18 protein-coding genes are annotated in these 22,936 nt (G+C 71.5%); 10 read left to right on the forward strand and 8 right to left on the reverse strand.

Annotation, left to right across the window (positions count from 1 at the left end; all coding sequences use genetic code 11):
* Positions 1 to 16: 16 nt before the first annotated feature.
* On the reverse strand, positions 17 to 4,168 hold the full coding sequence (locus RAMLITH_RS24940) for a YhdP family protein (RefSeq protein ID WP_168110176.1): 4,152 nt from the start codon (positions 4,166 to 4,168) through the stop codon (positions 17 to 19).
* A gap of 24 nt (positions 4,169 to 4,192) precedes the next feature.
* Between RAMLITH_RS24940 and glnE the strand changes: the two genes are divergently transcribed.
* From glnE to RAMLITH_RS24965, 5 genes are all read left to right on the forward strand, one after another.
* Positions 4,193 to 7,006, forward strand: coding sequence for a bifunctional [glutamate--ammonia ligase]-adenylyl-L-tyrosine phosphorylase/[glutamate--ammonia-ligase] adenylyltransferase (glnE, locus tag RAMLITH_RS24945; RefSeq protein ID WP_168110177.1), 2,814 nt, complete (start codon positions 4,193 to 4,195; stop codon positions 7,004 to 7,006).
* 83 nt (positions 7,007 to 7,089) lie between these two features.
* A complete protein-coding gene (locus RAMLITH_RS24950; protein ID WP_168110178.1) occupies positions 7,090 to 8,493 on the forward strand; it encodes an efflux transporter outer membrane subunit in 1,404 nt (467 codons plus the stop codon).
* A gap of 7 nt (positions 8,494 to 8,500) precedes the next feature.
* On the forward strand, positions 8,501 to 9,676 hold the full coding sequence (locus tag RAMLITH_RS24955) for an efflux RND transporter periplasmic adaptor subunit (protein WP_168110179.1): 1,176 nt from the start codon (positions 8,501 to 8,503) through the stop codon (positions 9,674 to 9,676).
* Positions 9,677 to 9,689: 13 nt separating this feature from the next.
* Positions 9,690 to 12,815 (forward strand): efflux RND transporter permease subunit, encoded by a 3,126-nt coding sequence (locus RAMLITH_RS24960; RefSeq protein ID WP_168110196.1) that lies wholly within the window; start codon positions 9,690 to 9,692, stop codon positions 12,813 to 12,815.
* Entirely contained in the window at positions 12,812 to 13,426 is a 615-nt protein-coding gene (locus RAMLITH_RS24965) for a rhomboid family protein (protein ID WP_168110180.1), read from the forward strand. The genes RAMLITH_RS24960 and RAMLITH_RS24965 overlap by 4 nt, the downstream gene beginning before the upstream one ends.
* Here the strand turns inward: RAMLITH_RS24965 and rfaE2 are convergent.
* From rfaE2 to RAMLITH_RS24980, 3 genes are all read right to left on the reverse strand, one after another.
* Positions 13,416 to 13,892 (reverse strand): D-glycero-beta-D-manno-heptose 1-phosphate adenylyltransferase, encoded by a 477-nt coding sequence (gene rfaE2 / locus RAMLITH_RS24970; protein ID WP_168110181.1) that lies wholly within the window; start codon positions 13,890 to 13,892, stop codon positions 13,416 to 13,418. The genes RAMLITH_RS24965 and rfaE2 overlap by 11 nt on opposite strands.
* Positions 13,889 to 14,755 (reverse strand): ferritin family protein, encoded by an 867-nt coding sequence (locus tag RAMLITH_RS24975; protein ID WP_168110182.1) that lies wholly within the window; start codon positions 14,753 to 14,755, stop codon positions 13,889 to 13,891. The genes rfaE2 and RAMLITH_RS24975 overlap by 4 nt, the downstream gene beginning before the upstream one ends.
* A gap of 336 nt (positions 14,756 to 15,091) precedes the next feature.
* Positions 15,092 to 15,706 carry a glutathione S-transferase N-terminal domain-containing protein gene (locus tag RAMLITH_RS24980; protein WP_168110183.1) on the reverse strand — a complete coding sequence of 205 codons (615 nt, stop codon included), beginning with the start codon at positions 15,704 to 15,706 and terminating at the stop codon, positions 15,092 to 15,094.
* Positions 15,707 to 15,847: 141 nt separating this feature from the next.
* On the opposite strand from RAMLITH_RS24980, the gene purB reads away from it, so the two are divergent.
* A complete protein-coding gene (gene purB, locus RAMLITH_RS24985; protein ID WP_168110184.1) occupies positions 15,848 to 17,227 on the forward strand; it encodes an adenylosuccinate lyase in 1,380 nt (459 codons plus the stop codon).
* Positions 17,228 to 17,267: 40 nt separating this feature from the next.
* Complete coding sequence (locus RAMLITH_RS24990; RefSeq protein WP_168110185.1) at positions 17,268 to 17,828, forward strand: YaeQ family protein; 561 nt, start codon at positions 17,268 to 17,270, stop codon at positions 17,826 to 17,828.
* Positions 17,829 to 17,834: 6 nt separating this feature from the next.
* On the opposite strand, the gene RAMLITH_RS24995 is transcribed toward RAMLITH_RS24990, so the two are convergent.
* Both RAMLITH_RS24995 and RAMLITH_RS25000 read right to left on the reverse strand, forming a co-directional pair.
* Positions 17,835 to 18,134 (reverse strand): putative signal transducing protein, encoded by a 300-nt coding sequence (locus tag RAMLITH_RS24995; protein WP_168110186.1) that lies wholly within the window; start codon positions 18,132 to 18,134, stop codon positions 17,835 to 17,837.
* A gap of 3 nt (positions 18,135 to 18,137) precedes the next feature.
* Positions 18,138 to 18,563 (reverse strand): DUF3717 domain-containing protein, encoded by a 426-nt coding sequence (locus tag RAMLITH_RS25000; protein WP_168110187.1) that lies wholly within the window; start codon positions 18,561 to 18,563, stop codon positions 18,138 to 18,140.
* 340 nt (positions 18,564 to 18,903) lie between these two features.
* On the opposite strand from RAMLITH_RS25000, the gene RAMLITH_RS25005 reads away from it, so the two are divergent.
* Together RAMLITH_RS25005 and RAMLITH_RS25010 are read left to right on the forward strand one after the other, a co-directional pair.
* Positions 18,904 to 19,581 (forward strand): TerC family protein, encoded by a 678-nt coding sequence (locus RAMLITH_RS25005; protein ID WP_168110188.1) that lies wholly within the window; start codon positions 18,904 to 18,906, stop codon positions 19,579 to 19,581.
* Between the two features lie 75 nt (positions 19,582 to 19,656).
* Positions 19,657 to 20,013: a phage holin family protein gene (locus RAMLITH_RS25010; RefSeq protein ID WP_168110189.1), complete on the forward strand. Its 357-nt coding sequence runs from the start codon at positions 19,657 to 19,659 to the stop codon at positions 20,011 to 20,013.
* On the opposite strand, the gene RAMLITH_RS25015 is transcribed toward RAMLITH_RS25010, so the two are convergent.
* Complete coding sequence (locus RAMLITH_RS25015) at positions 19,981 to 21,483, reverse strand: M48 family metalloprotease (protein WP_168110190.1); 1,503 nt, start codon at positions 21,481 to 21,483, stop codon at positions 19,981 to 19,983. The genes RAMLITH_RS25010 and RAMLITH_RS25015 overlap by 33 nt on opposite strands.
* Before the next feature lie 47 nt (positions 21,484 to 21,530).
* On the opposite strand from RAMLITH_RS25015, the gene moaC reads away from it, so the two are divergent.
* On the forward strand, positions 21,531 to 22,019 hold the full coding sequence (gene moaC / locus RAMLITH_RS25020; RefSeq protein WP_168110191.1) for a cyclic pyranopterin monophosphate synthase MoaC: 489 nt from the start codon (positions 21,531 to 21,533) through the stop codon (positions 22,017 to 22,019).
* Positions 22,020 to 22,031: 12 nt separating this feature from the next.
* On the opposite strand, the gene RAMLITH_RS25025 is transcribed toward moaC, so the two are convergent.
* Positions 22,032 to 22,802, reverse strand: coding sequence for a sulfatase-like hydrolase/transferase (locus RAMLITH_RS25025; RefSeq protein ID WP_337786209.1), 771 nt, complete (start codon positions 22,800 to 22,802; stop codon positions 22,032 to 22,034).
* Between the last annotated feature and the right edge of the window lie 134 nt (positions 22,803 to 22,936).

The following is a 22,936-nucleotide window of genomic DNA, read 5'->3' on the forward strand; positions in this document are numbered from 1 at the left end:
GCTGCGGGTGAACATGTCAGTTGGTCCTCGCCGGCGTTTCGCGGGCGGTTTCGGTGCGGCCTTCGCCTTCGCGCGCCTGCGTCGCCGGCGCGCCGCGCCCGACGCGGGTGACGCGCGGCTCGGTCCAGGTGCCGTCTATGTGGAATTCCTGGGTGGCGGCGCGCATCAGCGGCTGGCGCAGGAACAGCTGCGCGAGGAAGCTGCCCAGGCCGATGGCCGGATTGATCATGGTCGCCACCAGCGACGCCGTGCCGGCGTTGATCTCCGGCACCACCACCACCTTCAGGTCCTGCGTCTCGCGCGCGATGTCCGCGCGGCCCTCCATCAGCACCGCGGCGTTGACCCCCTTCATCTGCAGGTTGTTGGTGGCGGCTATGCCTTGCTGGATGGTGACGTCGCCGCGCACGAAGTCGAAGGCGAAGCCCTCGGTGAACACGTCGCGGAAATCGAGTGCCAGGCGCCGCGGCAGCGATTGCAGGCTGAGCACGCCCAGCAGCTTGGCCAGGCCCGGATCGGCCTTCAGGAACTGCCCGGCCTCCATGTTGATGAAGAAGTTGCCGTTCAGCGACGGATAGTCGATCGTGAGCGGCGAGCCGACCCACGCCACCTGCCCTTCCATCCGGCCGCGGCCGCGGCGAACGACGTCCTTCATGCCGAAGCGCGCGAGCAGCCGGCCGGAGTCGGCGACGTCCAGCTTGAAGTTCATCGCCGTGCGCCGCCGCTCGCCCGGCGGCAGCGGCCCCTGGCGCGGCCCGCCCGGGGGCACCGGCTGGGCGCCGGCCGCGGCCCAGTTGCCGGTGGCGCTGAATTCCGCGTCCGGCGTGACGATGCGCAACTTGTTGAGGCGCCATTCCCGGATGCCGCCTTCGCGTGCCACCGCGCCCGGCCCGCGGTTCACGGCTTCGATCTCCAGCCGCCCCAGCTTCTTGCCTTTCAGCTCGAAGTCGTCGACGACGATGTCCAGCGCCGGCAGCTTCTCCGGCTGCTCGTCGAGCAGGCTCTCCACCTGGGACGCCGCCGCCGCCGCCACGGCGAGCCGGGCCAGCCGCGCGTGCAGCCGGCCGGCGCCGGCGCCGGCGGGCTGCCGGTATTCGACGAAGCCATTGAGCTCGCGGCCGTCGACGCTGGCGCGCCAGAGCGGGCCCTCGCGCGAGCCGCCGACCACCACGTCGTGCAGCGTGCGGCCCTCCACGGTGAGTTCGCGCGCCCGCACCGCGATCACGTTGGGCAGGTAGCCGGAGGCCCCGGCGGCCGCAGGTGCCTGTCCGGCCGGCGCGGAGCCACCGCCGTCGCCGGCCACGCGGCCCAGCACCCGCTCCCAGGCGTCGAAATCGATGCTCGCGAAATTGATGTTCGCGGTGACCCCCTGCTCGGGCAACTGCGCCGATTCGCCGGACGCCAGCCCGACGCCCAGGGCCCCGCGCAGCACGCGCGGCTCGGGCCCGGCGATGTCGCGCACATAGACGATGGAAGCGAGCCGGCCGATGTCCACCGCGACCTGGTCCAGCCGCGCGCCGCCGGCGCCGCCCGGCACCAGCACGTTCTCGTAGCGCAGCGGCAGCGTGCTGTCCGCCGGCTTGGCCAGCGGCGGCGGCAGGTTCAGCGCCAGCCCCTGCAAGGTGCTGGTCACGGTGATCTCCGGAATGCCGCGGCGGAACGCGAGATTGAGCTGGTAGGCGGCGCCGCCCGACGCGTCGCGCGCCAGCCGCGACACGAAACCGAGCTCCTTCGCCTGCCGCAAGCCCTCCGCGGTGGCCGTTCCCTGCGCCCGCAGCGCGATGGTCGCGTCCGACCCGGCCGGCAGCGGCACGCCGGCCTGGCCGCGGCTGCCCCCATCCAGGCGCACGTCGCCACCGAGCGCGCGCGCCTGCGCTCCGGCCAGCGCAAAGCCGTTTTCGTTGAACGTGACGACGCCGCGGGAGCGGGCCAGCAGCGGCGAGTCGGGGGTGATCTGGATGTCGTTGCCGGCCAGCGTCACGCTGCCCTGCACCTTGGACTGCTCGAGCGCGGCGACCGGCAAGTGCAGCTTCAACTTCACTTCCACCGGGCCGGTGGCGCTGGCGCGGTCCAGCGCGTGCGCCGTGAACCCCGCGACCGGCGAGCCGTTCACGATGGCGAGGGCCTGGACGAGCGGGCCGCGGATCTCGCCGGCGACGGCCACGTTCGTGGCGTTGAAGTCGGGAATCTGCGCGTCGGCCTTGACGGCCAGGCCGGGCGCGCCGGCCAGCCGCCCGGCGGCGCCCTTGACCTGCATCCCGTTGCCCTCGAACACCAGTTGCCCGCCCAACTGCATCAGCGCCGGCCAGTGCGGGCCGCTGCCGGTGGCGCTTCGCGGCACGTAGGCATAGGTCACGTCGCGGACGTCGGCGGTGACGCGGAATTCGCCGTCGCGCCCGTCCGCGAACGGGAAGCGGCTCAGGTCGCCCTTGACGCGAAACTTCGCCCCGGTGGCCGTCCCTTGCAGCACCGACTCGCGCACATAGTCGCGGGCGCTCTTGGGAACGCCCAGCGGCAGGTAGCGGTACACCCGGGCGCCGTTGGCGCGGCTGATGCCAGCCTGCAGGTCGAGCACGCCGGGGAAGCGGGCGCCCGGCGCGGCGCCGGTGCGCCAGCTGGCGCGTCCCTCGCCGACGGCGTCGGCGTTGCTGAATTTCAGGTTGCTCACCGTGGCTTCGATGGCCTGGCCGTCGATCTTCCACTGGAGGTCGGCCGCGAGATCGGCCAGGGGGATCACGGGATCTTCGAACACCCCCGGCGTTTCGACGGCGCCGTTGCGGATCGCGAGCCGGCCCTTGCCGCCGGCCTGGGTCAGGTCGAACTCCAGCGCCGCGCCACGGATGCCTGGCGTGCCGGCGCCAGCCGGCTGGCCCGGGGCCGCGGCCACCGCCGGCTGCGCCGCGATCTCCAGCCGCGTCGCGCTGCCCTTGGCCGCATACTGCTGCAGGTCGTCCAGCGGTCCCTGCCAGGAGGCCTGCAAGGTCTCGACCACGCCCTTGGGCGCATACGCGAGCAGCGCCGCGTGCGACGCGTCGCCGAGCGGCAGGCGGGTGGCGACCTGGCTCAGGGCCAGCAGGTCAAGCTTGTCGGCGCGCAGTTCGCCACGAGCGGGCTGGCGGCCCTCGCCCTGCGTCCAGCGCACGAAAACGTTGCCGCCCGGCCAGCGCTGGCCTTCCTGCGTCTCGAACTGCAGCGCCTGCGTCTGCACCTCGAAGCCGCCGGCCAGCCGCTTGCCGCCGACGCGCCCGGCGACGAAGCGCAGGGCGAGCGGTTGCAGGTGCGGTGCCAGCGTGGCGTTCACGTCGGACAGCACGACGTCGGCCACGCCGCCCACCAGCTGGCCGCGCTCGACGTCGGCCCAGGCGCGCACCGCGCCGTGGCCGGCGGCGACCTCCACGCCGACATTCGCGTAGCGCCGCAGCTGCGAGACGTCCACCCGCGTGAAGTCCCCGTGCAGCTGTCCCACCCAGTCCTGCCAGCGCCCCGCATGCACCGACAGCAGCGGCTGGCGGAACATGCCGCGCAGCGTGAAGCGCTCCCCCCATTCCGCCGGCGGCGTCGCGTCCAGCCGCATGGCATGGCGCCGCGCGCCGTTGCGCATCACCAGGTCGACGCCGGCGAGGGCCAGCGGGGGCGCGCCGCGGCTTTCGTCGGTCCAGCGCACGATGCCCTGCCGGATGACGAACTCGGTCTGGCGGAAGAACCAGTCGGCGGCGCGGCCGTCGTCGTGGCTGCGCGAGAAGTCCAGGCCGGCCACGAACAGGCGGCCGTCGGCCGCACGCCGGATGTCCACCTCGGGCCGCTCGATCAGCAGTTGTTCGAACCCCAGGTTCCACAGCGACCGCGGGGACAGCGCCGCGAGCACCTTCGGCAGCCGCAGCGCGGGCCGGCCCTGCGGGTCGAGCAGCACCACGTCGCTCAGCTCGAACGAAGGCACCAGGCCCTCGCTGCGGGCCTCGATGCTGCCGATGCGCACCGGTACCCCCAGCACCCGCCCGGCTTCCACTTCGAGCCGGGGGCGAAACTCGCCGATCCGGGGCACAATCCAGCCATGCAGCGCGCCCCAGGCCAGCACGAGCACCAGCCACGCGCCCAGGAGCAGCCAGAGGGACCACTTCGCCACGGCGGCATAAGCCTTCAGCGGACGTGACGGAGTCGGCGAGTCGTACATGAGAACTTCGATGTGGCAGGAATTATGACCGCCGGGGCTGCGCCGGGTTCACTGCCGCAGGGCACGGAAATGTCACCGCCCGTGCCGCCGCTGTCGGCCCATTCCCGCTTCGCCACGCGCCTGCGGCGCCGTTATGCGGCCGAACTGCCGCTGCTGCCCGCGGGCACCCCGCGCCGGCCGCAGATGGCGCAGGTGTACGACGCGCTGCGCGCGCGCGGCGACGACGCCGGCACGGCGCTGCGCATCCTGCGGCAACTGGTGCTGGAGCGGCTGGTCGTGCTCGATTGCGACCACGGCGCGCCGCTGGCCGACGTCACGCGGGCCATGACCGACCTGGCCGAATTCGCCCTCGACACCGCGTGCCGCCAGGCCTTCGAGGAACTCGACGAGCGGCACGGCGCCCCGCTGGGCGCGCAGGGACGGCGCGCCGAGATGTGGGTGGTCGGCATGGGAAAGCTCGGCGCCCGCGAGCTCAATGTCTCCAGCGACATCGACCTGGTCTACGTGTACGACGAGGATGGCGAGACGGCCGGCATCGAAGGCGGGCGCGGCCGCATCTCCAACCATGAATACTTCACGCAGGCCGTCAAGACCGTCTACGGCCTGATCGGCGTGCCGACCGAGCACGGGTTCGTGTTCCGCGTGGACCTGGCGCTGCGTCCCAACGGCAATTCCGGGCCGCCGGCGGTGTCGCTCGACGCGCTGGAGGACTATTTCCAGGTGCAGGGACGCGAGTGGGAGCGCTTTGCCTGGATGAAGAGCCGGGTGGTCGCGCCGCGCGCCTGCATCGAGGGCGGTTCGGCCCAGGCGCTGCGCGGCGCGGTGCTGCCGTTCGTCTTCCGCCGCTACCTCGACTACAACGTGTTCGAATCGCTGCGCGGGCTGCACCGGCAGATCCGCGAGCACGCCGCGCGCCGCAGCGCGGGGCGGCCGGAACGGGCCAACGACGTGAAGCTCTCGCGCGGCGGCATCCGCGAGATCGAATTCACCGTGCAGCTGCTGCAGGTGGTGCGGGGCGGCCAGTTCCCGGAGTTGCGCACCCGCCCGACGCTGCAGGCGCTGCCGCGCGTCGCGGCCGCCGGCCTGATGCCCGCCGCGACCGCGCAGGGGCTGGCGCAGGCCTACGAATTCCTGCGCCGGGTCGAACACCGCATCCAGTATCTCGACGACCAGCAGACCCATGTGCTGCCGATGTGCGGCAAGCCCGAGGACGACGGCGACCTGACCTGGATCGCCCGCAGCATGGGCTTTGCCGACTGCTGCCCCTTCCTGCACGAACTGGACCGCCACCGCGAACTGGTCGCCCAGGAGTTCGACCGGCTGCTGGGCGGAGCGCAGGAGTGCAAGGGCTGCAACGGCGCGCAGCAGCCGGCGCGCGCGCCCGACCTGGAACAGTTGCTGGAACAGTTGCCGCCGCAATTGCGCGAACGGGTGGCGCAGTGGCAGCGGCAGCCGCGGGTGATGGCGTTGCGCGAGGATGCCCGCGCGCGCCTGTCGCGGCTGGTCGCGCGCACCGGACAATGGGTCGAACAGGGACATGTGAGCGAAGCGGCGGCACTGCGCATGGCCGACTGGATCGACCCGCTCCTGCGCCGCGAGAGCTACCTGGCGCTGCTGCTGGAACGCCCCGGCGTGCACGAGCGGCTGCTGCGGCTGCTCGGCGCGGCGAAGTGGCCGGCGCGCTACCTGATGCAGCATCCCGGCGTGATCGACGAACTGGCGAGCGACCAGCTGTTCTCCGAGCGCTTCGCCGCGGCCGATTTCGAGAGCGAACTGGAACAGCGGCGCGAGGCGCTGCAGCGCACCGGCGAGGACGACGACGAGGCGCTGCTGAACCTGCTGCGGCGCGCGCACCACGCGGAAGTGTTCCGCATCCTGGCGCGCGACGTCGAGGGCCAGCTCACCGTGGAGCAGGTGGCGGACGACCTGAGCGCCCTGGCCGACGCGGTGCTGCGGGTGACGGCCCGCTGGTGCTGGCAGCGCCTGAAGCAGCGGCACCGCGAGGCGCCGCGGGTCGCGATCATCGGTTACGGCAAGCTCGGCGGCAAGGAACTGGGGTACGGCAGCGACCTTGACATCGTTTTCGTCTACGAGGACGACGACGAGCGCGCGCCGGAGGTGTATGCCGGGTTCGTGCGCAAGCTCGTCATCTGGCTCGGCACCAAGACCGCCGAAGGCGACCTGTTCGAGATCGATACCGCCTTGCGGCCCAACGGCAGTTCCGGCCTGCTGATCACCACCTTCGAGGCCTACGCCAATTACCAGCAACGGCGCGGCAGCAACACGGCGTGGACCTGGGAGCACCAAGCGATGACGCGGGCCCGGTTCGTGCTCGGCGAGGAGGACATGGCCTCGCCCCTCGACGCCGCGCAGCCGTCGCCGGCGGCCGCCGCGCGCAGCCTGCGCCAGCGCTTCGATGCCGTGCGCGAAGCGGTCATCACGGCGCCGCGCGACGGGGCCGCCCTGCGCGCGGAGATCATGGCGATGCGCGAGAAGGTACGCGCGGCCCATCCGGTCAAGCCGGACCGCTTCGACGTGAAGCACAGCCCCGGGGGCATGGTGGACGCGGAATTCGCCGTGCAGTTCCTGGTGCTGTCGCAGGCCGGGGCCCACCGCGAACTCATCCCGAATCTCGGCAACATCGCGCTGCTGGTCCGCGCGGAGCAGGCGGGGCTGCTGCCTCGCGGCGTCGGCCGGGCGGCTGCCGACGCCTATCGCGAACTGCGTCGCGTGCAGCACCAGGCGCGCCTGAACGAGGAGCCGACCCAGTTGGCCGCCGACGCGGCGCAGCCGCAGCGCGAGGCCATCCGCGCGCTCTGGTCGGCCGTTTTCGCCTGAACCGTGGCGCGCTCGCGCGGTGGTAGGCTTGCGGGCTGCCGTGTGCGAGGCGCCGGCACTGCGCGCCCGTGCGCGCCACCGCCATGATCCAACCCGTAGTCTCCGTCCTTGCCCTGGCGTGCCTGCTTGCCGGCTGCGCGGCCGCGCCGCCGGCCGCCCCGCCCCTGACGCCGCCGCCGCAGTGGCACGCGCCGCTGCCGCACGCCGGCACCGTGGCGGGCCTGGCGGCGTGGTGGCAGCAACTTGGCGATCCGCTGCTGGCCGACCTGGTGGCCGCGGCGCAGGCCGCCAGCCCCTCCGTTTCCGCCGCGGCCGCGCGCATCGGGCAGGCCCGCGCCGAGCGCGTCGCCGCCGGCGCCGCGCTGCTGCCGACGCTCGATGCGAACGCCGCCGCCGCGCGCGGCAACCAGCCGCCGGCGCCGTTGGCCACGACCGTGCAGCTCGGCGCGCAGACGGCCTGGGAGATCGACTTGTTCGGCGCCAACCGCCAGGCGGCACGCGCCGCGCAGGAGCGCCTCGAGGGCGCCGAGGCCGGCTGGCACGAGGCGCGCGTGGCCGTCGCGGCCGAGACGGCCAACAGCTACCTGGCCTTGCGCAGCTGCGAGCGGCAGGTGCTGGTGGCACGGCGTGACGCCGGGTCCCGCAGCGAGACCGCGCGGCTGGCCGGCCTCAGTGCGCGGGCCGGCTTCACGGCGCCGGCCGACGCCGCGCTGGCCCGCGCCAGCGCCGCGGACGCCGCCCGGCGCGCGACGCAGCAGCAGGCGCAGTGCGACGTCGAAGTCAAGGCGCTGGTGGCGCTGAGCGGCATGGCGGAACCGCTGCTGCGCGAGCGCCTGGCCACGCCGTGGCAGGAGCCCGCCGGCGCGATCCCGGCGGTGCCGGCGGTGCCCGCGGCCCTGCTCGCGCAGCGGCCCGACGTCTACCGCGCCGAACGCGAACTGGCAGCGGCCGGCGCCGACGTCGGGATCGCGCAGGCCCAGCGCCTGCCGCGCCTGACGCTCGCCGGCTCGATCGCGGCCGGCAGCGCGCGCGTCGGCGGCGTCACCGCCGACCTGCAGACCTGGTCGATCGGCCCGCTGGCGCTGTCGGTGCCGTTGTTCGACGGCGGCCGCCGCGCTGCGAACGTCGACGCGGCGCGGGCGCGCCATGCGGATGCCGCCGCGCAGTACGCGGCCCGGGTGCGCCAGGCAGTGCGCGAGGTCGAGCAGGCGCTGGTGCAGCTGGAGAGCGCCAGAGCGCGCCAGCAGGATGCACGCGCCGCCTACGAGGGCTACGCCGCTTCGCTGGCGGCCACCCAGGCCCGCTACGACAGCGGGCTGGCCAGCCTGCCGCAACTCGAAGAATCGCGCCGCGTGGCGCTCGCCGCCGAAACCGCGCTGCTCGCCCTGCAGCAGGAACGGCTCGCGGCCTGGGTCGCGCTCTACCGCGCCATGGGCGGCGGCTGGAGCGCGCCCGTTGCGCCGACGGCGCTGGCCACCGGCTCCTGATCACTCCATGAAGAACATCCGACCCAAACCGCTGATCCTCGCCCTGCTGGTGCTCGCCGGCGTCGCCGCCCTCGCGTGGTTCTTCCTGGGCGAGCGCGCGGCCCCGCCGGCGGCCACCGTGCGGCCGGCGCTTACCGTGGCGACCGTGCAGCCGCAGCGCGAGAGCCTGCCCACGACGCTGGCCGCCAACGGCAACATCATGGCCTGGCAGGAAGCCAGCGTCGGCGCGGAAGCCGCGGGGCTGCGCCTGACGCAGGTGCGCGCCAACGTCGGCGACCGGGTCCGCCAGGGCCAGGTGCTGGCCGTGCTGAGCGGCGACACGGTGCAGGCGGACCTGGCGCAGTCGCGCGCCGCGCTCGCCGAAGCCGAGGCGGCCGCGGCCGAAGCCGCCAACAACGCGCAGCGGGCGCGCACGCTGCAAGGGACCGGCGCGCTGAGCGCCTCCCAGATCAACCAGTACCTCACCGCGGAGCAGACCGCGCGCGCCCGGGTCGAGGCCGCCCGCGCGCAGCTGCAGGCGCAGCGGGTGCGGCTCGCGCAAACCACCGTGAATGCGCCCGACAGCGGCATCATCTCGTCGCGCACGGCGACCGTCGGGGCGGTGGTGGCACCCGGCACCGAGCTGTTCCGCCTGATCCGCCAGGGCCGGCTCGAGTGGCGGGCCGAGGTCACTTCCTCGGAGCTGGGTCGCCTGACGGTCGGCACGCGGGCGCTCGTCACCGCGGCCAGCGGCGCGCGGCTGGAAGGCCGCGTGCGCATGATCGGGCCCACGGTCGATCCGCAGACCCGGGCCGCGCTGGTCTACGTGGACGTCAAGCCCTTGCCGGGAATGGCCGCGAGCGCCCGCGCGGGCATGTTCGCGCGCGGCGAATTCGATCTCGGGGCGGCGCCGGCGCTGACGGTGCCGCAGCAGTCGGTGGTCGTGCGCGACGGCTTCAGCTACGTGTATCGGGTCAATCCGGACAACCGGGTCACGCAGGTGAAGGTGGAGACCGGCCGCATCGCCGGCGACCGCGTCGCCATCGTGCAGGGGCTCGCGCCCGATGCGCGCATCGTCGCCGCCGGCGCCGGCTTTCTCAACGACGGCGACCTCGTGCGCGTGACGGACCAGGCGGCCACGCCTGCGGTCGCGCCCGGCAGCGCCGCCCGCGCCAGCGTATCGGCCGCATCGGCCGCTCGCTAGAAGGGCGGCGATGCTGAACGTCTCCTCGTGGTCGATCCGCAACCCGATCCCGGCGGTGTTGCTGTTCCTGCTGCTCACGTTCGCGGGGCTGATGTCGTTCCGCGCGATGAAGGTGCAGAACTTCCCCGACATCGACCTGCCCAGCGTCCGCGTCACGGCGGCGCTGCCGGGCGCGGCGCCGGGCCAGCTCGAGACCGACGTGGCCCGCAAGCTGGAGAACTCGATCGCCACGCTGCAGGGCCTCAAGCACATCTACACCAAGGTCCAGGACGGCGTGGTCACCGTGACCGCCGAATTCCGGCTGGAAAAGCCGGTGCAGGAGTCCGTCGACGACGTGCGCTCGGCGATCGCCGCCGTGCGCAGCGACCTGCCGGCCGACCTGCGCGACCCGGTGGTGAGCAAGATCGACCTGGCGGGCCAGCCGGTGCTCGCCTTCACGATCGCATCGCCCCGAATGGACGAGGAAGCGCTGTCCTGGTTCGTCGACAACGACATCACGCGTCGCCTGCTGGCGGTGCGGGGGGTCGGCGCCGTGACGCGCGTCGGCGGCGTGGACCGCGAGATCCGCGTGGCGCTCGATCCGCAACGGCTGCAGGCGCTGGGCACGACCGCGGCCGACATCTCGCGGCAATTGCGGCAGGTGCAGACCGAGACCGCGGGCGGCCGCGCCGACCTCGGCGGCAGCGAACAGCCGGTGCGCACGCTCGCCACGGTGCGGACGGCCAGCGAGCTGGCCGCGCTGCAGGTGCCGCTGTCCGACGGGCGCAGCATCCGGCTGGACCAGGTGGCGACCGTCACCGACACCATCGCCGAGCCGCGCGCCGCCGCCCTGCTGGACGGCAAGCCGGTCGTCGGCTTCGAGGTGGCGCGCAGCCGCGGCGAAAGCGAGGTGGCCGTCGGCGCGGCGGTGCACGAGGCACTGGCCGAGCTGAAGCGGCAGCGGCCCGACATCGAACTGGTCCAGGCGTTCGACTTCGTGACCCCGGTCCAGGAGGAGTACGAAGGCTCGCTGCACCTGCTGTACGAAGGCGCGGCGCTGGCGGTGCTGGTGGTGTGGCTGTTCCTGCGCGACTGGCGCGCGACCTTCGTCTCCGCCGTCGCGCTGCCGATGTCGGTCATCCCGGCCTTCCTCGGCATGTACCTGCTGGGCTTCTCGGTCAACGTCGTGACGCTGCTGGCGCTGTCGCTGGTGGTGGGCATCCTGGTCGACGACGCGATCGTCGAAGTGGAAAACATCGTGCGCCACCTGCGCATGGGCAAGACGCCGTACCAGGCGGCGATGGAAGCCGCCGACGAAATCGGGCTGGCGGTGATCGCCACCACGTTCACGCTGATCGCCGTCTTCCTGCCGACGGCGTTCATGAGCGGCATCGCGGGCAAGTTCTTCAAGCAGTTCGGCTGGACGGCGGCGCTGGCGGTGTTCGCCTCGCTGGTGGTCGCGCGCGTGCTCACGCCGATGATGGCCGCCTACATGCTCAAGCCGGCGCACGGCGCCGTGGCCGAGCCGCGCTGGCTGCGCATCTACATGCGCTGGGTGAACTGGTGCATGCGCCACCGGGTCAAGACCATGGTGCTGGCGACGCTGTTCTTCTTCGGGTCGGTGGCGCTGATCCCGCTGCTGCCCACCGGCTTCATCCCGCCGGACGACAACTCGCAGACCCAGGTCTACCTGGAACTCGCGCCGGGGTCGACCCTGGAGCAGACCAAGGCGGTCGCCGAACAGGCGCGGGCGCGGCTCATGGGCGTCGAACACGTGCGCAGCGTCTACACGACGATCGGGGGCGGCGCCGCCGGCGGCGATCCGTTCGCGATGACCGGCGCGGCGGAGGCGCGCAAGGCGACGCTGACGGTGCTGCTCGCCCCGCGCGACGAGCGGCCGCGCAAGCAGGGCATCGAAAACGAGATCCGGCGCGTGCTGGAACAACTGCCCGGCGTGCGCAGCAAGGTGGGCCTGGGCGGCTCGGGCGAGAAATACATCCTGGTGCTCACGGGCGAGGATCCGCATGCCCTCGGGGCGGCGGCACGCGCCGTCGAGCGCGACCTGCGCACGATCCCCGGCCTGGGCAGCGTCGCCTCCACCGCCAGCCTGATCCGGCCCGAGATCGCGGTGCGTCCCGACTTTGCGCGGGCCGCGGATCTCGGCGTCACCAGCGCCGCCATCGCCGATACCTTGCGCATCGCCACCGCCGGCGACTACGAGACGGCGCTGGCCAAGCTGAATTTCTCGCAGCGCCAGGTGCCGGTCGTCGTGAAGCTCGAGGAGCAGGCGCGGCAGGACCTGCGGGTGCTGGAGCGGCTGGCCGTACCGGGCACGCGGGGGCCGGTGATGCTGGGCCAGGTGGCGACGCTGGAACTGGCCGGCGGGCCGGCCGTGATCGACCGCTATGACCGCTCGCGCAACGTCAACTTCGAGATCGAGCTGTCGGGGCTGCCGCTCGGCGACGTCGCCGCGACGGTGCAGCAGCTGCCGTCGGTGCGCAACCTGCCCGCCGGCGTGAAAGTGGTGGAAGTCGGCGACGCCGAAGTGATGGGCGAGCTGTTCGCCAGCTTCGGGCTGGCGATGTTGACCGGGGTGCTGTGCATCTACGTCGTGCTGGTCCTGCTGTTCAAGGACTTCCTGCACCCCGTGACCATCCTCGCCGCCCTGCCGCTGTCGCTGGGCGGGGCCTTCGTCGGCCTGCTGCTGGCGCAGAAGAGTTTCTCGATGCCGTCCCTGATCGGCCTGGTGATGTTGATGGGCATCGCCACGAAGAATTCCATCCTGCTGGTGGAGTACGCGATCGTCGCCCGCCGCGACCATGGCATGAGCCGCTTCGCCGCGTTGCTGGACGCCTGCCACAAGCGCGCGCGGCCGATCATCATGACCACCATCGCCATGGGCGCCGGCATGCTGCCGATCGCCATCGGCATCGGCACCGCCGACCCGAGCTTCCGCTCGCCGATGTCGATCGCGGTGATCGGCGGGCTCATCACGTCCACCGTCCTCAGCCTGCTGGTGATACCGGTGGTGTTCACCTACATGGACGACCTGGAGCAGTGGGTCCGACGCAGCGTCCAGCGGCTGCGCCGGCGCCATGGCCACCGCGCTCCGCCCTCGCCGCCGCCGGACCAGGGCGCCGGCAGGGGAAGCGCCGCTTGAGGTCCTGGCTCGCGATCTGCGGCGCCCTGGGCCTCGGCGCCGTCGCCACGGCGGCCACCCGCGGCCTGGTGCCGCCGTTTCATGACGTCGCCGTCGAGCCGATGGCCTGGCAGGCCGGGACCTGGATCCGGCAGCCGTGGACGCTGTGGACCGCGGCCTGGGTGCATACCTCGGCCGGCGCGCTGGCCGGCAACCTGCTGGCCGTCGCCGCGCTGGCCGTCGCCGGCGCGGCACTGGGCGCGGGCGCGCTCGCGGCGCTCGCGCTGGCGCTCGCCTGGCCGCTCACCACGCTGGCCCTGCTGGTGTGGCCGCAGGTGACCAGCTACGCCGGCCTGGACGGGACCATCCACGCCGCTGCAGCGGTGCTGGGCGTCCACCTGATGCGCCGCACGACGCTGCAGGCGCTGGCGACGATCCTCTTCGGCGGCATGGCCTTGAAACTGCTCGCCGAGCGCGGCTGGGCGCAACCGGTCGCCTTCGATCCGGGCTGGGGCGTGAACCTGGTGTATGCCTCGCACCTCGCGGGCGCGGTGGTGGGCGCCTGGTGCGCCGTGGTGCTGGACTTCCTGCTGGGCGGCCCGGCGCCGTCGGCTCCGGCTCCTAGCCCCTGATTTTCGCCACCAGCGCGGTCGTCGAATAGCCGTCGACGAATGGGATCGCGAGCGCCTGGCCGCCCCAGCTTTCCACCAGGGCCGCCTCCGGCAGGCGGCTCATGTCGTAGTCGCCGCCCTTGACCAGCACGGCCGGCCGCAGCTCGCCAATCAGCTGCAAGGGCGTGTCCTCCTCGAACCAGGTGACGAGGCTCACCGGTTCCAGGGCGGCCATCAGCACGGCGCGATCCTGCTCGTTGTTCAGGGGCCGGTCCGGCCCCTTGCCGAGGCGCCGCGCGGAGGCGTCGGTGTTGAGGGCGACGACGAGGCTGGCGCCCAGCTCGCGCGCGCGGCCGAGATACAGCACATGGCCGCGGTGCAGGACGTCGAACACGCCGTTGGTGAACACCACGGGCTGCGGCAGCGCGGCGACGCGAGCCGCCGCCTGCTCGCGCGGCACGATCTTGTCGAGGAAGGCGGGTGTCACGCCGCTTTGGCCACCGGCGCGGCGCCCGCGGCCGCCAGCGTCGCCGTGAGCTCCTTGCGGTAGCGATTGAGCTCCTGCACGCTCTTGAAGCTGCGATCGAGCAGCAGGCTCATGTTGTGCAGGATGCGGTCGACGACCTTGCCTTCCCACGCCGCGTCGAAGTTGATCTGCTTGTCGAGCCAGTGCTCCAGCCACTGCGGGTCGGGCAGGCGCGACTGGATGGTGTCGCGCGGGAACAGGTTCTTGTTGACGTGCAGGTTGGTCGGATGCAGCGCCTGCGCCGTGCGGCGCGCGCTCGCCATCAGGACGCCGACCTTGCTGAACGCCGCCTTCGCCTCGTTGCCGCACCTGGCGATCGCCCGCTTCATGTAGCGCAGGTAGGCCCCGCCATGGCGCGCCTCGTCCTGCGACAGGGTCTGGTAGATGTGCTTGATCACGGGCTCGGTGTGCCATTCGGACGCCCTGCGATACCAGTGGTTCAGGCGCACTTCTCCGCAGAAATGCAGCATCAGCGTCTCGAGCGCCGGGGCCGGCTCGAACTCGAACCGGATTTCGTGCAGTTCCGCCTCGGTCGGCACGAGGTCGGGGCGGAACCGGCGCAGGTACTCCATGAGCACCAGGGAGTGCTTCTGCTCCTCGAAGAACCAGATCGACATGAAAGCGGAGAAGTCGCTGTCGTCGCGGTTGTCGCGCAGGAACATCTCGGTCGCGGGCAGGGCGGCCCACTCCGTGATGGCGTTCATCTTGATCGTCCGGGCCTGCTCGTCCGAAAGCTTCGCCGCGTCGAATGAGTCCCAGGGAATGTCCTTGTCCATGTCCCAGCGGACGGACTCGAGTTGCTTGAACAGTTCGGGGTACAGCATTGGCGTCTTTCCTGAAGGCCGACAATTCTATGCGGCGGTGGATAACCCCGCCGCGGCAGGCGCGACGCGCCTTCACAAAGATTTACCGGGGCGCCGCCGGCCGCCCTGGAACCACGCGCCGGCGATCCACTCCTACTGCGGACCTGCCCGGGCTGCCGGGCAGCCCGAATCCGTTTCTTGCTGCGAAGCCTTCCGGGACCGCCCGGATGCAATCCCGGAGCGACACTTCTCCTCCTCCCTCCCTCCTCCTTCGCTCCGGGGCGCTTCGCAGCATCTTTATTCCCGCGGCGCCGCAGGCCCGGCGCCTGCGGCCGGCGAGGAAGGGAGCCGGCCGCTTCAGGCCGGCTTCGAATCGATGAAGCTCTGGCGCTGCATCAGCTTGTCCTGCAGCTTCGCGAGGTTGGGGTAGCTGCCGCGCCAGTCGATGTCCGGGAAGCGGAAATCGAGGTAGCCGAGCGCGCAGCCGACCGCGATGTCGGCCAGGCTCAGGTAGATGCCGGCGCAATACGGCTTGTCGCCAAGCCCCTGGCTCATCGCCTTCACGCTGGCGTTGACCTTGCCCACCTGGCGGTCGATCCAGGCCTTGCTGCGCTCGCCCTGCGCCCGGCCCGGCCAGTGCGCTTCCATCCGCGCCAGGATGGCGGCGTCCATCACGCCGTCGGCCAGCGCCTCCCAGGTCTTGACCTCCGCCCGCTCGCGTCCGACGACCGGAATCAGCTTGCCGACCGGCGACAAGGTGTCCAGGTATTCGACGATCACGCGCGAGTCGAACAGCGCCTCGCCGCCTTCCATCACCAGGCAAGGCACCTTGCCGAGCGGATTGGACTGGGCGATGGTGGTGTCGGCGGCCCAGACGTCCTCCAGCACGAATTCGTAGTCCAGCTTCTTTTCCGCCATGACGATGCGCACCTTGCGCACGTAGGGGCTGGACATGGATCCGATCAGTTTCATGGACACTCTCTTGAGGACGTTCGAGTTCTGGCGTTGCGGTCATTCTACCGACGGCGCCCGGCCGCAGCAGTGGGGGCGCCACCCGCCGCCTGCCCGCGAGGCACGCGGGCCCCGCCCAGGGCGGCACCTACAATCCCCGGCATGACGCTTTCCACGATTTCCGCGCTGTCGCCGCTGGACGGGCGGTACGCGGGGCGGCTCGCCCCGCTGCGCCCGCTGATGAGCGAACAGGGCTACATGCACAAGCGGGTGCAGGTCGAGATCTGCTGGTTCATCGCCCTCAGCGACGCCGGCTTCGCCGAGTTCCGGCCGCTCACGCCCGGTGCCCGCACTTACCTGCTGGGCCTGGTGAAGAATTTCTCCGAGGCCGACGGCCTGGCGATCAAGGAGATCGAGAAGACCACCAACCACGACGTCAAGGCGGTGGAGTACTGGATCAAGTCGAAATTCGACGCGCGGCCGGAGCTCAAGGCCGCCGGCGAGTTCGTCCACTTCGCCTGTACCAGCGAGGACATCAACAACACGAGCCATGCGCTGCAGCTCAAGGGCGCAAGGGAGCAGGTGATCCTGCCGGCGCTGGACGGTCTGATCGCGACGCTGCGCCGGATGGCCCACGACTGGGCCGACGTGGCGATGCTGAGCCGCACCCACGGCCAGACGGCGAGCCCCACGACCGTGGGCAAGGAGATCGCCAACGTCGTGGTGCGGCTGGCGGCGGCGCGCGAACGGATCGCCGGCGTGAAGCTGCTGGCCAAGATGAACGGCGCCGTGGGCAATTACAACGCCCACCTCGCGGCCTGGCCCGACTTCGACTGGGAGTCGTTCAGCCGCAAGGTGGTCGAGACGCCCGAACCCGTGGGCCTGGGACTCACGTTCCAGCCATACAGCATCCAGATCGAACCGCACGACTACATGGCGGAGCTGTTCGACGCCGTGGCCCGCGCCAACACCATCCTGGTCGACTGGTCCCGCGACATGTGGGGCTACATCAGCCTGGGCTACTTCAGGCAGCGGCTGCGCGAAGGCGAGATCGGCTCGTCCACCATGCCGCACAAGGTCAATCCGATCGACTTCGAGAACGCCGAAGGCAACTTCGGGCTGGCCAACGCGCTGCTGCGGCACCTCTCGGAGAAGCTGCCGATCTCGCGCTGGCAGCGGGACCTCACCGATTCGACGGTGCTGCGCAACATGGGCGTGGCGCTGGGCTATGCGGCCCTCGGCTACCACTCGCTGGGCATCGGGCTGGCCAAGGTCCAGCTCAATGAAGCCGCCGTGGCCGAGGACCTCGACGCGTCCTGGGAAGTGCTCGCCGAGCCGATCCAGACCGTGATGCGCCGCTATGCGGTGCCCGGCGCCTACGAGAAGCTCAAGGAAGTCACGCGCGGCAAGACCGTGCGCGCCGAGGACCTGCACGCGCTGATCCGCTCGCTGGAGATCCCCGAGGGCGAGAAGGAGCGGCTGCTGGCGCTGACGCCGGCCGGCTACACCGGCAAGGCCGCCGAACTGGCGCGCCGGGCGTGAGGATGGCCCTGGCACGCGCCGGCACCCGCGAGGAGCGCGCATGGCGCTGAAGTCGACCATCTTCAAGGCGCAGCTGGCGATCGCCGACATCGACCACGGCTACTACGCCGACCATGCCCTGACGCTTGCCCGCCATCCGAGCGAGACCGACGAGCGGATGATGATCCGGCTGTCCGCGCTGGCCCTGGAGGCGCACCTGCTGCAGACGCTGTGCGGCGGCGACGGCACGCTGGCTTTCGGCGCGGGCCTGTCGGACCCGGACGAACCGGATGTCTGGCTGCGCGATTTCACCGGCGCGACGCGGCTCTGGGTCGAAGTCGGGCAGCCCGACGAGAAGCCGCTGGTGCGAGCCTGCGGCAAGGCCGACCAGGTGCGCGTCTACTGCTTCCATCACGCGGCCGAGGTCTGGTGGCGCGGGATCGAATCGAAGGTGGCCCGCCTGCGCAACCTGAGCGTCTGGCGCATCCCTTCGCCGGCGTCGCAGGAGCTCGCCGCGCTGGCCCAACGCTCGATGCAGTTGCAGGCGACGGTGCAAGAAGGCGGGCTGACGCTGAGCGACGGCGCCGCCAGCGTGCACGTGGAGCCGGTGCGCTGGAAGTGAGGCGGCTCAAGGCATGAGGCGGCCGCAGTTCCAGCACTGCTCGAAGCCGCCTTCCACCAGTTCGCCGCAGGCACACCGCCAGCGCCGCTGCGGCACGTGCGACAGGTCGTGCAACAGCGCGCGGGCCGCGAGCTCCTGCCGGTCGTCGGTCACCCAGATCTCGGGCAGGCACTGGTCGGGCGGCAGTTCGCCGGCCGCGGCACCGAGAAAGTAGCGCTGGACGCTGGCCTCGATGCCGGCCTGGCGCAACGCCTCCACCCAGAGCGCGGCAATCGCGATGTTGGGAGCCTGGGTGAGCCGGCGCATCGCTCAGGCACCCGTGGCCGCGGTGCCTGCGGCGGCACGTTCGGCGTAGCGGTTGAAGCGCCAGGCCTCGCCCTGCTCCGTGATGCGGCGCCACACCTGCCGCTTCTGCACCGCGCCGAGGGCCGGCCAGTGCTGCACCTCGTCGAAAGTCCGCCCGCAGCCCTTGCACACCGCGTCGCCCTGCGCCGTTGAACAGATCGCGATGCACGGCGTATCCGGCGTCGTCTCGTACCACGCGTCCCAGGCCGCGCGCGCCGGCGCCGGCAGGGCCCGCTCGTCGATCGCGTCGGCCCGGCGAACCGCCAGCAGCGCATAGACCTCGGCCAGCGCCCGCAGCTCGGGCCCGAGCTCGACGCCATCGGCGCCGCGGCGCCGGGCGCGCCAGAAGTTGATGGCGGCCTCGATGTCGGTGATGTGGATGTCGGCCACGGCAGGCGGGAAGTGGCGGCCATGATAGCGTCCGGCCGCCCGCACGTTTCGCGCGCCTGTGATCTAATCGCGGCACGAAGGGGAGTAGCTCCACCCTGAACCCGCAAGGAAGGCCCCGCTCGCCGGTGCCGCCAGCCTTCAGGTCAGCGGCAGGTCGTCAATACGAAGCCACGGCTTCCGGCCTGCCGGGCGTGCAACGGTTCATCCGGCGCCGGGCAAGACCTTCGATTGCACCTGAACCAGGTGCGGTCGAACGCGCTCGCTTCCTCTTCGGGGCTCACAGCTCGTGCCGCCGCGCCTGGCCAGGGTTCCCGTACGAACTTGCCTCGGAGCCAAAAACATGGAGTTTCTCTCAGCCGCCTGGTGGTCCGCCCTGCTGGCCATCATCCTCATCGACCTGGTGCTCGCCGGCGACAACGCGATCGTGATCGCGCTGGCGGCCCGCAACCTGCCGCCCGCCCTGCAGCGCAAGGCGATCGTCTGGGGCACGGTGGGAGCCATTGCCGTGCGCTCCGCCATGACCGTGGGCGTGGTCTGGCTGCTCAAGATCCCGGGGCTGATGCTGGTCGGGGGGCTGGGGCTGGTCTGGATCGCCTACCGGCTGCTGGCCGACACCGACACCGGCGAAGAGCACGGACCGGTGGTCAGCACCTTCTGGGGCGCCATGAAGACCATCATCGTCGCCGACGCGCTGATGGGCGTGGACAACGTGCTGGGCGTCGCCGGTGCCGCGCACGGCTCCTTCGACCTCGTCGTCATCGGCCTCCTGGTCAGCGTGCCGATCGTCGTGTTCGGCAGCACGCTGGTGCTGAAGCTGGTGGAGCGCTTCCCCATCATCATCCGCGCCGGCGCGGCCGTGCTGGCATTCACCGCCGCCAAGATGATCGTCGGCGAGCCGCTGCTGGACGGCGTGTTCGACCAGTCGGCGCCGGCGCGCTGGGCCCTGTATGCGATTGCCATCGCCGGCGTGCTGACCGCCGGCTGGCTGCAGTCCCGGCGCGCAGCCAGCACCGCCTGACCGTCTTCCGCACGCCTGGCCGCGGCGCTGCTGCCGGCGGCCGGGCGCGTCCGGTCGCGGTGCTATGCTGGCGCCATGATCAAGCTCCTGGCGAAGTGGCTGCTCAGTGCCGCCGCCCTGCTGTTCGTGGCGTACGTCTACGACGGCGTGGCGGTCCGGAGTTTCGGCGCCGCCATGATCGCGGCGTTCGTCATCGGCCTGCTCAACACCGTGGTCCGGCCGATCCTGCTGGTGCTGACGCTGCCGGTGACGGTGCTCACGCTGGGCCTGTTCCTGTTCGTCGTGAACGCCCTGATGTTCTGGGCGGCCGCCAGCGTGCTGGACGGCTTCCAGGTGCGCGGCTTCGTCGCCGCGCTGGTCGGCTCGCTGCTGTACTCGGTGCTCGGGCTGGTGATCGAGTCAGCGCTGGAGCGCCTGTTCTCGAAGCAGTGATTCCACCTGCCGCGCGCGGCTGTCGATGATCGATGCCTCGACGTGGTCGCCCGGGGCGCGGGTGCCACGCCGCGCGAGTTCCTGGGCCGCCTTGAACCGGTCCAGTGCCGCCTCGTAATCGAGGTGCGCCACCTGCGCTTCGGCCTCCGCGCGGATCGCCCGCAGCTGCTGCCCCTGCGCCGCGTGCGCGCGAGCCAGCAGCTGCCAGGCCTGGGCGTCGCGCGGGTGCAGCGCCACCCAGGTCTGCAGCCGCTCGGCCGCCTCGGCGGGGCGGCCGCGCGCGATGCGGGCCTGCGACGCGAACAGCAGCTCCGGCCGTGCCGTCGGGGGAGCGTCCGCCAGGGCGAGCGCCTGCGCCGGCGTGCCGCCCTCCAGCGCGATCTCGGCCGCCAGCAGCGACGCGACTCGAGCGGCCTCGGCATCGCCGCGTACCGCATCCGCGAGCGTCCCGGCCAGTTTGCGCGCTGCCGGGTAGTCGCGCAGCTTCGCGCTCGCCAGTGCCGCGGCGTACAGGGCCGTGGCCTGGCGGGCCAAGGCCTGCGGCGCCGCAGCGTCGGCCCGCGAGTCGTTGACATAGCCTCGCAACACGTCCACGCCCGGGTTCGAGAGCACGCGCGCTCGGCCGACCATCATCGCGTGCACGAGGTCCGCCGCCGGAGAGCCCTGGCGCGCGGCGAGCTGCTGGCGCGACTGCATGTCGGCCGACCGCTCGGTGGTCATCGGGTGGGTGCGCAGGTAGGGAAAGCTGCCGTTGTCGTTCAGCCGCGAGGCCTGCTGCAGCTTGTCGAACATCGCGACGAAGCCCTGCGGCTCGAAGCCGGCCTGGGTCAGCACGCCGTAGCCGATGCGGTCCGCCTCGCGTTCCATGTCGCGCGAGAAATTCAGCTGGTTCTGCATGGCGAGCGCCTGGCCGCCCGTCACCAGCGCGTTCGCCGCCTCCGGGTTCTTGGAGGCCGCCAGCGCGCCCAGGATCATGGCGCCGATCACCCACGGCGCCTGCCGCTTCTCCTGCGTCATCAGCCGCGAGATGTGGCGCTGCGTGACGTGGCTCAATTCATGCGCGAGCACCGACGCCAGCTCGTCGCGCGTCGCGGTGACGCTGACCAGCCCCAGGTGCAGTCCCAGCCAGCCGCCCGGCAGCGCGAAGGCGTTGATGCTGCGGTCCTTCCCCAGCAGCACCTGCCAGGCGAAGCGCTCGTCGAGTTCCGCCGTCAGCTCGCCGCGGGTGCGGGCGGCGGCCAGCAGCCGCGCCCAGATGCCGCGCACGTATTCGTCGAGGATCGGATCGTCGATGTAGTCCGGATCGCGGTACAGCTCGCGGGCGATTCGCTCACCGAGCTTGCGCTCGGTGCTGGCGTTCATGTCGCTGGTGTCGCCGAGGGTGGGGATCTGCGCGCGCGCGGGCAGCGCCGCCAGCAGCGCCAGGCCCAGAACCGTACCGGCTGCCAGCCGTCCTTTCCAGTTGCTCATGACCGTATGATGCGGCAACACCGTCAATCGTTCGTTTTCCTTTACAGATGAGCTCGCTGACCCATTTCGACGCCCAGGGACAGGCCCACATGGTGGACGTCGGCGCCAAGCCGGCGACCCGGCGCGTAGCCGTGGCGGGCGGCCGCATCGAGATGCTGCCGGCCACTCTGGCAATCATCGAGGCTGGCACGGCAAGGAAAGGCGACGTGCTGGGGATCGCCCGCATCGCCGGCATCCAGGGGGCCAAGAAGACGAGCGAGCTGATTCCCCTGTGCCACCCGCTCGCCCTGACCCGCGTCGCGATCGAGTTCCTGGTGGAAAAGGGCGGCGCCGGCGGATCGGCCGTCGCGTGCACCGCCACCGCCGAGACCGTGGGCCCTACCGGCGTCGAAATGGAAGCCCTCACCGCCGTCAACGTCGCCCTGCTCACCATCTACGACATGTGCAAGGCCGTCGACCGCGGCATGACGATCACCGGCGTGCGCCTGCTGGAGAAGCAGGGCGGGAAGTCGGGGCATTACGTGGCGACGGAGTGAGCAGCTGGCCGCTCACGGTGCCGGCGGCGCCGACCACAGCCGGCCGTAACTGCTGGATCCTGCCAGCGAGGGCAGCGTCAACCCGACGAGCCGCCCGTCGGGGCGGCCGGTAGCGGGAGCATTGAACGCGGAGTACCCCAGGCCCAGGCGATCGCCCTCGACATCGATTCCGATGAATTCGAGGATGGACGGGAACAGGTCGAAGGGAAGGATGACCTCGGTGTTCTTCGGCGGCAGGTCCCGTGCGATGAACCGGTTGTAAATGCGCCGCTCACGCGCCTGACGCAGCGTGGCGTCCACGGCGTTGTGCACCGCCAGATGGTCCCCGATGACCACCACGTTCGTGTCCTTCAGGTAGCCGCCCTGCTCGATGAAGCGCAGGAAATCCGCCAGTTGGTCGCTGGCGCACTCGACCAGCGCTTCGAAACGCGCGACGCCGCGGCGGCGGCACCCCGGCGAGAGGAAGCCGTCGGGGTTGTGGGTGTCCAGCGTCAGCAGCGTGAGATTGAAGGGTTGTCCCGAGCGGTGCAACTGCGCCAGCCTGGTCTTGGCCTGCGCGTACAGCGCCTCGTCGAAGAGACCCCAGAAGTTGAAGGCTTCCTTGGGCAATCCCCTCCTCTCCCATTCCTCCCGGCCGTGGACCTCGTCGTAGTGATGATCGCGCAGGAACCTGCCCTTCCCGGCGAACGACGACGGAGCGCCGCCCAGAAAGACGTTGCGATAGCCCATGCCGTGAAGGATGTCGCTCAGACACCCGGCGCCCGGCAGGAATGCGGGACCGATGGCGGAACTGGGCTGCCCCCGATTCTCCGGACACTTCTATTTGCTACACGGCAGCTCCGTGTAGCTCCTCGAATCGTACTGGACTGAGGTACTGAAGCGTCGAGTGACGCCGCCGCGGGTTGTAGAAGCGCTCG

This window comes from Ramlibacter lithotrophicus (assembly GCF_012184415.1).
In the GTDB taxonomy this organism is placed as follows: domain Bacteria; phylum Pseudomonadota; class Gammaproteobacteria; order Burkholderiales; family Burkholderiaceae_C; genus Ramlibacter; species Ramlibacter lithotrophicus.

Excerpts from the sequence above, each read along its gene's own strand:
- RAMLITH_RS24940 (WP_168110176.1), bottom strand. The coding sequence starts at position 4,168 with ATGTACGACTCGCCGACTCCGTCACGTCCGCTGAAGGCTTATGCCGCC.
- glnE (WP_168110177.1), top strand. The coding sequence starts at position 4,193 with ATGACCGCCGGGGCTGCGCCGGGTTCACTGCCGCAGGGCACGGAAATG.
- RAMLITH_RS24950 (WP_168110178.1), top strand. The coding sequence starts at position 7,090 with ATGATCCAACCCGTAGTCTCCGTCCTTGCCCTGGCGTGCCTGCTTGCC.
- RAMLITH_RS24955 (WP_168110179.1), top strand. The coding sequence starts at position 8,501 with ATGAAGAACATCCGACCCAAACCGCTGATCCTCGCCCTGCTGGTGCTC.
- RAMLITH_RS24975 (WP_168110182.1), bottom strand. The coding sequence starts at position 14,755 with ATGCTGTACCCCGAACTGTTCAAGCAACTCGAGTCCGTCCGCTGGGAC.
- RAMLITH_RS24980 (WP_168110183.1), bottom strand. The coding sequence starts at position 15,706 with ATGAAACTGATCGGATCCATGTCCAGCCCCTACGTGCGCAAGGTGCGC.
- purB (WP_168110184.1), top strand. The coding sequence starts at position 15,848 with ATGACGCTTTCCACGATTTCCGCGCTGTCGCCGCTGGACGGGCGGTAC.
- RAMLITH_RS24990 (WP_168110185.1), top strand. The coding sequence starts at position 17,268 with ATGGCGCTGAAGTCGACCATCTTCAAGGCGCAGCTGGCGATCGCCGAC.
- RAMLITH_RS24995 (WP_168110186.1), bottom strand. The coding sequence starts at position 18,134 with ATGCGCCGGCTCACCCAGGCTCCCAACATCGCGATTGCCGCGCTCTGG.
- RAMLITH_RS25005 (WP_168110188.1), top strand. The coding sequence starts at position 18,904 with ATGGAGTTTCTCTCAGCCGCCTGGTGGTCCGCCCTGCTGGCCATCATC.
- RAMLITH_RS25010 (WP_168110189.1), top strand. The coding sequence starts at position 19,657 with ATGATCAAGCTCCTGGCGAAGTGGCTGCTCAGTGCCGCCGCCCTGCTG.
- RAMLITH_RS25015 (WP_168110190.1), bottom strand. The coding sequence starts at position 21,483 with ATGAGCAACTGGAAAGGACGGCTGGCAGCCGGTACGGTTCTGGGCCTG.
- moaC (WP_168110191.1), top strand. The coding sequence starts at position 21,531 with ATGAGCTCGCTGACCCATTTCGACGCCCAGGGACAGGCCCACATGGTG.